The sequence below is a fragment of the Arthrobacter sp. 001422645 genome (genome assembly GCF_059816125.1).
The window spans coordinates 594239-606591 of the sequence record NZ_JCBANT010000001.1 but is presented as its reverse complement, the minus strand read 5'-3'; the positions used below and the strand labels follow the sequence as shown (position 1 = coordinate 606591).

The window sequence follows — 12353 nt, the reverse complement described above, 5'->3', positions numbered from 1 at the left end:
GATACGGCTAACGCCCGGGCCGAGGGCGCCGGGCGTTAGCTATTGGGATTGCAAGTGCTCAGGATCTAACGGAACTGCTCTGGATCTAACGGACCTGTTCCAGATCTAACGGAACAGGGACCCGTACGTACCCATGATGATCCGGTCGCCCGGGGTGGACTTGCGGAGGTAGTCCACCACGGCCCAGTCATCGAGCGAGATGCATCCGGCTGTCGGCACCTTGTTCATGTGCAGGAAAATGGCGAAGCCGGCGTCCTGGACGATGTTGGGCCGGTTGTAGTTGATGACTGCGCCCTGGCGGTAGTAGCCGCCGCTCGCGAACCACCACATGTTCTCGTCATAGCCCACCCAGGAGGACGACTCGTGGTACTTGTTGTACGTCGCCGTCCAAGGGTTACCGCCCCACCGCGAACGGGGGTTCAGCGTGCGGTAAGGAAGCTTCGTGCCCGGGTTGCCCAGACCGAAGGCTTCCGTCACGGAATACGAGCCGGTGGGGGAGTACAGGTTCCGGGTGGGACCGGACGGGACGCCCGGCGGCTTGAAACCTGAGGCACCGACGTAGCCGTCAGTCCGCCAGTCCGGCACATAAGCTCCGGCGACGTTCATGCAGTACAGGTTGGTCGCGTGGGACACTCCGTAGCCCGAGGTCCAGGTGAGGAGGACACGGTTCGCGCCGTGCGTAGGGTACTTGGACTGGCCGTTGTTGAGCTTGTGGCATTCAGACATGCCATAGACCCTGGTCCCGGCGGAGCGGGACCAGGTGATTTCCCCGCGCTGGTAGGACTGCACGCAGGCGCTGCCAACGCAACGCTCGCTCGCGATGGGGTACCCCAGCGAGCCACCGGGGCCGCCGGCTGAGATGAACTTGCTGTCGATCCCACGGCCGGAAATCCAGGCACCCGTGGTGGGCGACCAGTAGATGCGTCCGCCCTGGAAACGCTGCACGCAGCCACTGGCGGCTTGTCCGCAGGTCTCGCTGGCGAGCGGGTAGCCCAGCATACTTCGCGACGATCCGACGGCGGAATACCGGCTTCCGATGGCGCCGCGGGCCACGTGCGGGCCCGTGGCGGGCGACCAGAAGATGCTGCCACCTTGGAAGCGCTGCACGCAGCCACTGGCAGTCAGGCCGCAGGTTTCTTCCGTTACCGGGTAACCCAGCACACTGTTCTGCGCTCCGCCTGCCTTCCAGCGGCCCAAAATCCCGCCCCAGACGACGTGGCCGCCGATTCCCGGTGCCCAGTAGATCTGGCCCTTGTCGAACTGCTGGAAGCATCCGGATGCCTTCAGCCCACAGGCCTCGGCAGCGACGGGGAGGCCAAGGACTGCCTCGCCGCCGGCGGCGACCCAACGGCTCCCGATGCCGCTTCGGGCGGAGAATTCCAGAAACTTCGTTCCGGTCCATGCCACCACGCGGCCGCTGGAGAACTTCTGGAGCGTTCCGCCGGACACGGCAGTCTCATCCGTGACGGGATGGCCGTAAAGCGCCAGGCCGCCCTTGGCATGCCAGCGGGGGCCGGTGTGTCCCTCGGTCCGCAGGACCGGGTGCGCCCCCGTTGCCGAGGTCCAGAAAATGGATCCGCCTTCGAACGCCTGGCTGCAGACGCCGAGTGAGCAGACCTGGTTGGCGGTCGGTTCACCGAGGGGGCCGGCGGCACCCTTCAGTGAAGTCCACTTCGCCTCGAAGGGTCCTTGGACGACGAAGGCCGGAGGCGTCGGCTCTTCCGTCGGGCTCGGCGTCGGCGTTGGTTCGACCAGGGGCAGTGTCTGCTCCGCGGTGGGTTTCGCCGTTGCTGTTGCAGTCGCAGTGGCAGTGCCTTCCGGAGCCGGTACGGCGGGGACCGGGGCGGTCCCGGTCGGCGTCGGCGTTCCGGTTGGCGTGGCCGCCAGGGTGGTTGGCGTCGGAGCAACCGTTGCGTCATCGGCGAAGGCCGGCCCGACCGTCAGCGGCCCGGCCGTCAGCCCGACGATCACCGCCGTGATGAGAAGCAGCTTCTTTTTCATGGGGCATCCTCTACGGAGACGACTGGCGTGCAGGTACCGTTGCTGTCTTTGGTCTTGGCGAAGTTCGCCGCGGCTATGTCAGCCGACTGGCCGGCGGGAACTGTTTTGGTGATGAGCGTGTGCCCTGCCACCGCCGGGCCCGCGGTGACCCCGATTGCCACGGAAAACACTTTGTTCTTGTCGCTGTTGTTGACGAGGGTCCCCTTGAAGGACCACGACCCGTCGGCTGTTGCGGTGCAGACGTGCTGCTGCAAGGCGTCGGGTGCGTTCAGCGACGTGGAAACATCGGCGGGCTCGGAGGTACCCGGCGCCGGAGATGCTGATGTTTGTGGTGCTGATGCTGCTGGCGTTGCTGCTGCGCGGCTCTCGCTGGGTCCGGCCGGGCCGGAACCGCCGCTCGAACACCCCGCCAATACGAGAAGCAGCACTGCAGGCAGTAGCGCTCTCTGTTTCATGTTCCCCCCTGAATCACGGCGTTACTGCCACGGCCTGCAGTGACGGTGCAGGCGCCCCGGCCAGGAAAATCCCTCACCGGCATGCTCAGAGTAATGGAAGCAACGCCCTGACCAGCGCTTTTGCGTCAAAACATCGCTATTACTGCGGTTCGCGGGCGGCCTGGGATGTAGCCCGGGTCACGCCGGGGTCCTGAATGCTAGTACGATGGATGAGCCGCGCGAGCTTCGACACTTGTGAGGTTCGGTACACGCCTTGGTCCCTTCCGGGGGCTTGGGCCCGAATTTTGTGTACGTGAATCCACGGTCCTGTCCCGGCCATACCTCGACCTACAAGGAAACAGCTGTGCCATCAACTACCCCCACAGAACTTAAGAGCCCGACGGCGCAATCCGCCGTCGTCGACTCGACTCTCAGCGCCGAGGGCTACAAAAAGTCCCTGAGCGGCCGGCAGGTCACCATGATCGCCATGGGCGGCGCAATCGGCGTCGGCCTCTTCATGGGTGCCGGCGGACGCCTGGCCTCCACGGGTCCCGCGCTGATCTTCTCGTACGCCATTGCCGGCGTCATCGCCTACCTGCTGATGCGCGCCTTGGGCGAGCTGATCATGTACCGCCAGACGTCGGGCTCGTTCGTCAGCTATGCCGGCGAAATGTTCGGCAAGAAGGGCGCGTATGTGTCCGGCTGGATGTACTTCATCAACTGGGCCATGACCGGGATCGCCGAACTGATCGCCATCGGACTGTACTTCCAGTTCTTCTTCCCCAACGTGCCGGTGGAACTGACCGCCATCGCAGCGCTGCTGCTGCTGGTGGGCGTCAACCTCCTGAGCGTCAAGGCGTTCGGTGAATTCGAGTTCTGGGCTTCCTGCCTGAAGGTGGGCGCCATCCTCATCTTCCTGGCCGTGGGCACCTTTATGGTCATCACCAACGCCCAGGTGGGCGACGGCAACGCCTCGGTCAACAACCTCTTCGCAGCCGAAGGCGGGATGTTCCCCAAGGGTGCGCTGGTCATGATCCTGGTCCTGAACGCCGTGATCTTTGCCTACAACGGAATTGAGCTCGTCGGCATCACCGCCGGCGAAATGCAGGACCCGGCCAAGGAAGTGCCCAAGGCCATCCGCGCGGTCGTCTTCCGCATCGTGGTGTTCTACGTCGGTTCCGTGACCCTCCTGGCCATGCTGCTGCCCTCGGACCAGTACGTGGCCGGCACGTCGCCGTTCGTCACGGTGTTCGGCCAGATGGGTCTTCCCTGGATGGGCGACGTTATGAACATGATTGTCATCACCGCCGCGCTGTCCTCCTGCAACTCCGGCCTGTACTCGATCGGCCGAATCTTCCGCACCATGGCCAACAATGGACATGCTCCGGAGTGGCTGACCAAGATGTCCAAGAGCCACGTGCCGTATGCCGCCATTCTGGCCATCGGCGGCGTGTACCTCGTCGGCATCCTGCTCAACATCTGGCTCGGCGGCTCGTACGCCTTCGACCTTGCGCTGAACTCCGCGTCGATCGGCGTGATCTTCACCTGGGGCGCCATCTTCGCCAGCCAGATCGCGCTGCGCAAGACCAAGGGCAAGGTGTCGTCCCTGCCCGCGCCCGGCGGAACCTGGACCAGCTGGGCGGGCCTCGTTGCGCTGCTGGCCATCACGGTGCTGATCGGCTTCGACACCATGACCAGCAAGAGCGGTGACGTGTTCCACCTGGGCCTCTGGACCCTTGCGACCATCCCATTCTTCGCGCTGCTGCTGTGGCTCGGCTGGCACAAGGTCAAGAACAACGAACCCAAGAACGCGCTCTTCAACTAACCGTTCAGGGCAAGAAGCAACGCAGACGACGGCGGTCCTCCGGTGAGGGGGCCGCCGTCGTTTGTTTAGGCCGGTGACGCCGTGCAGGGCGTGGGGGCGCTTGAGCCCGGGTCTCGGCCCGTGCTGTTCGCGGCTACGCCGACGATGCGCCCATTGGACGAGAATGGCCGCTATCCGGGGTGGGTTAGCGGCCGTTTGTGGCGAATCGGTGGGGCCGGGCGCCTGCAAAAAAGGCCGGCCCGCGCAGCCAAGAACCCTGCCCACAAAAAAGCGGCGACGGACATCCCCCAAAGGAATGTCCGGCGCCGCCGTCTTGCGTCAGGACTAGTCCCGCTTGAAAGCGTCCTTGGCGTTCTCGCCGACCTTCTTGGCGTCCGCGACTACCTGGTCCTTCTGGCCCTCGGCGCGCAGTTCGTCGTTGTTGGTGGCGTTGCCAGCAGCTTCCTTGGCCTTGCCGCCGAGGTGCTCTGCTTCGTTCTGAATCTTGTCTCCGATACCCATGGTGTGAACACCTTTCGTTTCCGGTTGAAATTCAACGTCTTTTCAGAATAACACAAAGCATGCTTACTAATTCAAGGGGGTATCAGGTTGCGAGGGATGAAATCCGCGGGGGAGCCGGGCTAGGCTCAATGGCATGGAGCACAAACTCAGCCTGACCCAGCACGTCAACGCACCGGCGGACAAAGTGTGGGCGGTCATTTCCGACATTCCTGGTTCGGCCGCAACCGTGTCCGGCATCGACTCGATCCAGATGCTGAGCGACGGCCCCTACGGCGAGGGCACGCGCTGGAAGGAAACCCGCACCATGATGGGCAGGTCGGAAACCGTGGAAATGTGGGTGTCCCAGGCGAGCCCTCCCCGGAGCACCACGGTGAAAGCGCTGCAGGGCGGGGCCGACTACACCTCACGCATGACGCTGGCTGATCGCGACGGCGGCACGGACCTCACAATGACCTTCGGCGCCGACCTGATCAATCCCTCCCGGATGAGCAAACTGGCGATGGCGCTCTTCGGAAGGCTGGGCATGCGCATCACCCGCAAGGCCCTCGCCAAGGACCTGGCAGAAATCGCGGCCAAGGCCGAGTCGCTCTAATGGCACGGGGCACCGCGTCCAAAGCGCCAAAGATAACCGCGCCGCGGCTCAGCCCCGTCCGGCTCGAAGAGCTCCAGGACGACCCGGCTCCGGACTTCCAGCCGGGGGCGAGGTACGACGGCGTCCGGTTCAGCAGGGCATCGGCCGACGGCCGGGAACTCGCCGGTGCCGACTTCGCCGAGTGCGACTTCCAGGGCGTGTCCTTCAATGAGACCCAGCTGCGCGGCACCAGTTTCCGCGACTGCATCCTGGCTGAGATGTACGCCCCCGTGTTCACGGCGGCCCGGAGCACGCTGCGCGACGTCGAGATCGGGAACCCGCGCTGGGGTTCCGCGGAACTCTACGAGAGCGCCTGGCAGTCCGTGCGGATCGAGGGCGGCAAACTCGACTACGTGAATCTGCGCGGAGCCAAGCTCACGGACGTCCAGATCAGCGACTGCATCATCAGTGAACTGGACCTGGGTTCCTGCACGGCAACACGGGTGGCGCTGAAGAACTGCACCATCGGCACACTCGACGTCGCGGGCGCCAGGCTTAAGGACTTTGACATCCGCGGCACAGATTTCCGCGTCATCAGCGGCCTGGGGAGCCTCGCGGGCCTGGTGATCGATGACTACCAGCTCGGCCTGCTTGCCCCGCTGATGGCGAGCCATCTCGGCGTCGTGGTCGCGTAATCCGGCGGAGGCCTGATTGACCCCCTTGCCGTGCCGTGTAATCTTTATAGAACGAACGGTCGGTAAATTGGCGCGCTGACGGTTGGCCGTGGAGGCCGCCGCCGAAAAGAGTTCGCTCGATGACAGATTCGATGACAGAGACGTTTATCGCGTGAAGGGTGTACCCATGGCATCAGCAGCAGCAGGACCACAGGCATTTCTCGTAGGCGGTGCCCGCACTGCGGTGGGCCGCTACGGCGGGGCGCTCTCCGCGGTCCGCCCCGATGACCTGGCCGCCCTGGTGATCCGCGCGGCCGTGGCGCGGGCCGGACTGGATCCGGACCGCATCGACGAAGTCATCATGGGCAATGCCAACGGCGCAGGCGAGGAAAACCGCAACGTCGCCCGCATGGCCACCATCCTGGCCGGTCTCCCGCTGCACATTCCCGGCATCACCGTGAACCGGCTCTGCGCCTCCGGCCTGAGCGCCATCATCATGGCCAGCCAGATGATCAAATCCGGAGCCGCGGACATCGTGATCGCCGGCGGCGTCGAATCCATGAGCCGTGCCCCCTGGGTCCAGGAGAAGCCGCAGGCCGCCTTCGCGAAGCCCGGACAGATCTTCGACACGTCCATTGGCTGGCGCTTCGCGAACCCGCTGTTCCAGAAGGGCGAACTCTCCCGCGGCGGCAAGATGACCTACTCCATGCCGGAGACGGCCGAGGAAGTCGCCCGCATGGACGGAATCACCCGCGAGGACGCCGACGCCTTCGCCGTCCGCTCCCACGAACGTTCCCTCGCGGCCATCGCCGCCGGCCGCTTCGCCGGCGAGATCGTCCCGGTCACCGTCAAGACCCGCAAGGGGGAAACCGTCGTCGACACCGATGAAGGCCCCCGCGCCGGCACCACGATGGACGTCCTCTCGGGCCTCCGCCCCGTCGTCGCCGGCGGGTCCGTGGTCACGGCAGGAAACTCCTCCACCCTTAACGACGGCGCCTCAGCGATCATCGTCGCGTCCGAAGCCGCCATCGAGCGGCTCGGGCTCACCCCGCGCGCCCGGATCATCGACGGCGCCTCCGCTGGCTGCGAGCCTGAGATCATGGGCATCGGGCCCGTCCCGGCCACCCAAAAGGTGCTCGCCCGGACCGGTCTTGGCGTCGGCGACCTCGGCGCCGTCGAACTCAACGAGGCCTTCGCCACGCAGTCCCTCGCCAGCATGCGCCGGCTTGGGCTGGACCCCGAGATCGTGAACCGCGACGGCGGCGCCATCAGCCTGGGCCACCCGCTGGGTTCGTCCGGGTCGCGGATCGCTATCACCCTGCTGGGCCGGATGGAGCGCGAGGATGCCAGGATCGGCCTCGCCACGATGTGCATCGGCGTGGGCCAAGGCACTGCGATGCTGCTGGAGCGCGTGTAGTGGCGGCCGCTGCGACGGGTCTCAACCCGAAGGATTTCAGTACGCTGCTGATCGACGAACGCGAGGACCGGCTGGTGGTGCTCCTCAACAGGCCCGAGGTCCGCAACGCCATCGACCAGCAGATGGTCGACGAGCTGCACGCCGTCTGCGCCGCGCTGGAGCAGACCCCGAAGGTGCTGATCATCGCGGGCACGGAAGGTGTCTTCGCGTCCGGCGCGGACATCGGACAGCTCCGCGAACGCCGCCGCGATGATGCCCTGCAGGGCATCAACTCCACCATTTTTGTGCGGATCGCCAAGCTCCCGATGCCTGTTATCGCGGCCCTGGACGGCTTCTGCCTGGGCGGCGGCGCCGAACTGGCGTACGCCGCGGACTTCCGGATCGGCACCCCGTCCGTGCGGATCGGCAACCCGGAGACGGGCCTGGGGATTCTCGCCGCTGCCGGCGCGAGCTGGCGGCTGAAAGAGCTGGTGGGGGAGCCCGTGGCCAAGGAAATCCTGCTGGCCGGTACTGTGCTGCGGGCCGAACGGGCGCTCGCGGTCAACCTCATCACCGAGATCCACGAGGCGCCCGAGCTGATGGCGGCGGCCCACGCCCTGGCCGACAGGATTGCCGCCCAGGATCCCCTCGCGGTCCGGATCACTAAGTCGGTGTTCCACGCGCCCGCCGAGGCGCACCCGCTGATCGACCAGCTGGCGCAGGGGATCCTCTTTGAGTCCCAGGCCAAGTTCGACCGCATGCAGGCTTTCCTGGATAAGAAATCCGATAGGAAATCCGCCAGGAAGCCAGCCGACACGTCCGACCAGGATCCAGACCGGAAGAAGAACTGAAGATGAGCAACTCAGCAAGCCCCGCGAACCTTCCCGACGGCGGCCTCCCCAACAGTGCCCTCCCCGACAGTGCCCTCCCCGACTTCGTCGGGGTTCTCGGCGGGGGCCGGATGGGCGCCGGCATCGCCCACGCCTTCCTGATCAACGGCGCCAACGTCCTCGTCGTCGAGCGTGACGAACAGTCCGCGGAGGCTGCCCGCGAGCGGGTGGAATCAGCGGCGGCCAAAAGCATCGAGCGCGGCGCCACGGACGGCAACCTGGACGAGATGGTGTCGCGGCTCTCAGTGACCGTGGACTACGACGACTTCAAGGACCGCCAGCTGGTCATCGAGGCCGTTCCCGAAGACTGGGACCTGAAAGTCGTGTCCCTGAGGGGGATCGAGGAACGCCTCGCCGCCGACGCCTACCTCGCCTCCAACACGTCCTCGATCTCCGTCAACGCGCTGGCCCGTGAGCTGCGGCGCCCGCAGAACTTCCTCGGCCTGCACTTCTTCAACCCGGTGCCGGCGTCCACCCTGATCGAAGTGGTGCTCGGCGAACAGACCTCGGAGCCGCTGGCCCAGGCGGCCCGTGGCTGGGTCGAAGCGCTGGGCAAGACCGCCGTCGTCGTCAATGACGCGCCCGGTTTCGCGTCCTCACGGCTGGGGGTCGCGATTGCCCTCGAAGCGATGCGCATGGTCGAAGAAGGAGTGGCGTCCGCCGAGGACATCGACAACGCCATGGTGCTGGGCTACAAGCACCCCACCGGCCCCTTGCGGACCACGGACATCGTGGGACTGGACGTCCGGCTCGGTATTGCCGAATACCTCGCCTCCACACTGGGCGAGCGCTTCGCCCCGCCGCAGATCCTGCGCGACAAGGTGGCCCGCGGCGAGCTCGGACGCAAGACCGGCAAAGGGTTCTTCGACTGGACCGACTAGTTCAGGATCCCAACGATGTAACCGACAAAAAAGAGAAGCACCAAAAGGACCACCAGGGCGATCATCACGATCCAGAGGTATTGGACGAAGCCCCGGTCCTCCCGGAGTCGCGGCCCCTGCGGTCCCGTCGAGGTCCCCTCCGCCGGCGGTGTCTCACCGGGAGGCACGCCGCCGCCCGGCTCCAAACCGGTGAGGTTGTTCTCCAGCGGATCCGGATTCTGGGATGTCACGGTATGCTCCTGTCCCGGCCGGTCCGCTACTGCGACGCCCGTGAGTCGAGGGCTTTCTGGATTCCGGCCATCGCGGGGTCTGCCAGGGACTGGAAGGCCGGTTTCATAAATGGTTCGGCGACCTTGAGCAACCCCTTGAGGGTGAATTCGGCCGTGTACTTGACGAGGCAACCGGCATCCGCCGGCGTCACCTCGATCGTGTCCACCGAAACGACGGACTTGTTCTCCCCGCGCAGCTTGATATGCCGGGAGCTCAGTTCCAGCACTTTGTAGGTCAGTGCCTGGCGCTTGCCGCGGAACTCGGCTTCGGCATGGTATTCGTGGCCCACGGCAACCGGGCCGGCGGATAATTTGTTGACGACGGGGGTCCCGGGATCCCATTCCGGCGTGTGTTCAAATGCCGACAGGTAGTCAAACGCCGTTTTGGCATCAAGGGACGAGCGGACCGAGCGTTCTATGGTTATCACGGCAACAGCGTAGCCAGAACATCGTCGTTAGTCACCGGGGGTCGTATCGCAACCGCAGAAGCGGGCGCCCTTAGGATGGTGCCGTGACTTCGATCAACCCCATCACCCTGAGCGGGAAAAACGTCGTCCTGGAGCCGCTGAGTCCGGACCACCACGACGGCCTGGTCGAGGCAGCCCAAGATGGCGAACTCTGGAAGCTCTGGTACACCAGCGTGCCCGCACCTGAGCAGATGGCCGCCGAGATCGAGCGACGTCTGGCCTTGCAGCGCAGGGGTTCCATGCTGCCGTTCACCACGCGGCTGCTTGATCCCGCCAGCGGCGAACCGGGCCGGGTCATCGGCATGACCACCTACATGAATATCGACGCCGCCACGCCCCGGGTGGAGATCGGCTCCACTTGGAACGCGGCGTCTGCCCATGGCAGCGGCAGCAACCCGGATTCCAAGCTTCTGCTGCTGCGGCACGCGTTCGAAACGCTGGGCTGCCCCGCCGTCGAGTTCCGCACGCACTGGCTCAACCACCAGTCCCGCGAGGCGATCGCGCGGCTGGGCGCCAAGCAGGACGGTGTGCTCCGTAGCCACACGCGCAGCAGCGATGGCGCGCTGCGGGACACCGTCGTGTATTCCATCCTGGAACACGAGTGGCCCATGGTCCGCAATGCCCTCGAATCCAGGCTGGCCAAACGGGGCTAGGGTGCCGAGTAGGCGTCGACTTCGCTCAGTGTTTCGAAGTACGCCGCATAGCCTTTGGCATTCGGGTGGAAGTTGTCGGGACTGCCCGGGTTAGCAAGGTCGAAGTTGATCCACGGGTCGTTGGACGTCGAGTTGATGCCGTGGCCGGCGAAAGCTCCCCGGACGTCGACAAAATCTACTTTGGTCTTCCAAGCGGCAGCGGCGATGGATCCGTTGAGACCGTCAGCCAGATCAGTGGCATGGTAGATGAACAGCGACGTCGGATCGGTCCGGCCGGGCGCGACCGGATCGTAGAGGTAGGGGTAGCCGGTCACCACAACCTTGGCGTTGGGCGCGGCGGCCTGCACGCTCTGAATCATCGCGATCACGTCGCCGGCGAGTTGTCCGCTGGCGATCATGGCCGTCGCGTCACTGCTGGCTTTGTAACAGCCGGGGGCCGCGGTGGGATCGTACATGGCGGTGACGCACTTCGTGACGATGTCCCCGAACCCGAGATTGTTGCCCCCGGCGGTGATGGTCACGAGCTCAGTGCTCTTGTTCAGCTGCCGCAACTGGGTGCTCATGACGTCCCTGGTCGTCTTGCCGCTGCAGGCCGCGTTCGTGACCAGCTTGATGGTCCTGGACGCAGCGGCGAGTTCGGCGTAGGCGTTCTCACTGCGGTAGCAAGCATCCAGATAGGGACCCGCTCCCTGGCCCGCGGCGTAGGAGTCCCCGAGGGCGATGTACTTGGTCTTGTTCACGGCCTGGGCCGGGGCTGCGGCCAGTCCGAGTGCCATGGCAAGCGTGGCGAGACCGGCCAGCAAAGCCGTGCGGCGGCGTCGAAGATTCAGAGTTCCCATGGTGGTTCCCCTCAATAGCACGCTGGTACAGCGCCCCGTGCCGTGACGAGGCGTCTGTGGCGGCCGGCGGGCTGAAGAGCCCGGGGGCTACCGGGTTCACCGCCACCCTACGCGGACGCGTGAACCCGCACCATATCCAAAGTCCCGTTGTGGAAATCTTGCGTGAAACCTGCCCGTGGATCGACACCGGGGGGTGTGCTTGACTTTCAGAATGACGATTCCTGACGCGCCAGTCGGCCGTTCCCAAGGGATGGCCGCGCCCGGAGCCATGAAATGGGACGGGGCGGTCAACGCCTGGCATATTGCCGGCGAGGTGTTCCGGATGGGGCGGCGCGAATGGCTTACCGAATCCGGCTGGCAGCAGGCATACGACGGCGGTATCCGGACGGTGATTGATCTCCGCAACCCGGACGAGATCCGGCGCCGCGCTACCGATCCCCGGGTGAGCGTGGAGACGCTGGCCGCGTTCGACGTCGTGCACGCCCCCACTGAAGACCCCGGCAACAGTGAGTTCCGCGAACTCTGCGATCCCTACCTCAACCATCCGGCGTCGTACGCGGACAATGCCCGGATCTTCCCCGAGAAGGTCGCTGCGGTCTTCAAAGCCGTGGCGGAGGCGCGCGGGGGCGTCGTGATCCATTGCTCGGCCGGCCGGGACCGCAGCGGGATGATCGCAGCCATGCTCCAGGACCTCGCCGGCGCGGGCGAAAGCGCCATCGCCATCGGCTACGAGCATGCCGTGCGGGGCATCAACGAACACCACCGGGTGTCCGGAGTGCCGCATCCGCATGAGCGCTATCTGCCTGAGGACGAGCTGGCGCCCCTGCTCGAATCGCGGCTGGAAAGCCTGCTCCGGTTCGTGCGCAGCGTGAAAGCCCTCGAATTTTTGCGCCACAATGGCGTAACGGACGCCGAGGTGACTGCCGTTCTGGCGAAATTGGGGCGCTAGAGT

At 65.4% G+C, this 12353-nt stretch carries 14 protein-coding genes; 8 read left to right on the top strand and 6 right to left on the bottom strand.

Features of this window, described 5'->3' with window-relative positions:
• Nucleotides 1-105: 105 nt before the first annotated feature.
• Nucleotides 106-2001 (bottom strand): hypothetical protein, encoded by a 1896-nt coding sequence (locus tag AC6EUH_RS02805; protein ID WP_499737740.1) that lies wholly within the window; start codon nt 1999-2001, stop codon nt 106-108.
• Nucleotides 1998-2429: a hypothetical protein gene (locus tag AC6EUH_RS02800; RefSeq protein WP_499737739.1), complete on the bottom strand. Its 432-nt coding sequence runs from the start codon at nt 2427-2429 to the stop codon at nt 1998-2000. The genes AC6EUH_RS02805 and AC6EUH_RS02800 overlap by 4 nt, the downstream gene beginning before the upstream one ends.
• A gap of 370 nt (nt 2430-2799) precedes the next feature.
• Between AC6EUH_RS02800 and AC6EUH_RS02795 the strand changes: the two genes are divergently transcribed.
• Nucleotides 2800-4260, top strand: a complete 1461-nt coding sequence (locus AC6EUH_RS02795) for an amino acid permease (RefSeq protein WP_056433581.1) — start codon at nt 2800-2802, stop codon at nt 4258-4260.
• Nucleotides 4261-4584: 324 nt separating this feature from the next.
• Here AC6EUH_RS02795 and AC6EUH_RS02790 read toward each other — a convergent pair whose 3' ends face one another.
• Complete coding sequence (locus AC6EUH_RS02790; protein ID WP_056433578.1) at nt 4585-4761, bottom strand: CsbD family protein; 177 nt, start codon at nt 4759-4761, stop codon at nt 4585-4587.
• Nucleotides 4762-4894: 133 nt separating this feature from the next.
• On the opposite strand from AC6EUH_RS02790, the gene AC6EUH_RS02785 reads away from it, so the two are divergent.
• The 5 genes from AC6EUH_RS02785 to AC6EUH_RS02765 all read left to right on the top strand — a co-directional run bounded on the left by AC6EUH_RS02785 (nt 4895) and on the right by AC6EUH_RS02765 (nt 9173).
• Nucleotides 4895-5353, top strand: coding sequence for an SRPBCC family protein (locus AC6EUH_RS02785; protein ID WP_056433575.1), 459 nt, complete (start codon nt 4895-4897; stop codon nt 5351-5353).
• A complete protein-coding gene (locus AC6EUH_RS02780; RefSeq protein ID WP_499737738.1) occupies nt 5353-6027 on the top strand; it encodes a pentapeptide repeat-containing protein in 675 nt (224 codons plus the stop codon). Before AC6EUH_RS02785 ends, AC6EUH_RS02780 begins: the two co-directional genes overlap by 1 nt.
• A 166-nt stretch (nt 6028-6193) precedes the next feature.
• Nucleotides 6194-7423 carry a thiolase family protein gene (locus tag AC6EUH_RS02775; protein ID WP_499737737.1) on the top strand — a complete coding sequence of 410 codons (1230 nt, stop codon included), beginning with the start codon at nt 6194-6196 and terminating at the stop codon, nt 7421-7423.
• The gene (locus AC6EUH_RS02770; protein WP_499737736.1) at nt 7423-8253 is read left to right on the top strand and encodes an enoyl-CoA hydratase/isomerase family protein; all 831 of its coding nucleotides are present in this window, start codon (nt 7423-7425) and stop codon (nt 8251-8253) included. The genes AC6EUH_RS02775 and AC6EUH_RS02770 overlap by 1 nt, the downstream gene beginning before the upstream one ends.
• A gap of 2 nt (nt 8254-8255) precedes the next feature.
• Nucleotides 8256-9173 (top strand): 3-hydroxyacyl-CoA dehydrogenase family protein, encoded by a 918-nt coding sequence (locus AC6EUH_RS02765; RefSeq protein WP_499737735.1) that lies wholly within the window; start codon nt 8256-8258, stop codon nt 9171-9173.
• On the opposite strand, the gene AC6EUH_RS02760 is transcribed toward AC6EUH_RS02765, so the two are convergent.
• Both AC6EUH_RS02760 and AC6EUH_RS02755 read right to left on the bottom strand, forming a co-directional pair.
• Nucleotides 9170-9403 (bottom strand): DUF6480 family protein, encoded by a 234-nt coding sequence (locus tag AC6EUH_RS02760; RefSeq protein WP_499737734.1) that lies wholly within the window; start codon nt 9401-9403, stop codon nt 9170-9172. The two genes, AC6EUH_RS02765 and AC6EUH_RS02760, sit on opposite strands and share 4 nt — an antisense overlap.
• A 26-nt stretch (nt 9404-9429) precedes the next feature.
• Entirely contained in the window at nt 9430-9870 is a 441-nt protein-coding gene (locus tag AC6EUH_RS02755; protein WP_056424693.1) for an SRPBCC family protein, read from the bottom strand.
• A gap of 83 nt (nt 9871-9953) precedes the next feature.
• Here AC6EUH_RS02755 and AC6EUH_RS02750 point away from each other — a divergent pair, with 83 nt between their 5' ends.
• A complete protein-coding gene (locus tag AC6EUH_RS02750; protein ID WP_499737733.1) occupies nt 9954-10562 on the top strand; it encodes a GNAT family N-acetyltransferase in 609 nt (202 codons plus the stop codon).
• Here the strand turns inward: AC6EUH_RS02750 and AC6EUH_RS02745 are convergent.
• The gene (locus AC6EUH_RS02745) at nt 10559-11401 is read right to left on the bottom strand and encodes an SGNH/GDSL hydrolase family protein (RefSeq protein WP_499737732.1); all 843 of its coding nucleotides are present in this window, start codon (nt 11399-11401) and stop codon (nt 10559-10561) included. The two genes, AC6EUH_RS02750 and AC6EUH_RS02745, sit on opposite strands and share 4 nt — an antisense overlap.
• A 211-nt stretch (nt 11402-11612) precedes the next feature.
• Between AC6EUH_RS02745 and AC6EUH_RS02740 the strand changes: the two genes are divergently transcribed.
• The gene (locus AC6EUH_RS02740) at nt 11613-12350 is read left to right on the top strand and encodes a tyrosine-protein phosphatase (RefSeq protein WP_499737731.1); all 738 of its coding nucleotides are present in this window, start codon (nt 11613-11615) and stop codon (nt 12348-12350) included.
• The last annotated feature ends 3 nt before the right edge of the window (nt 12351-12353 follow it).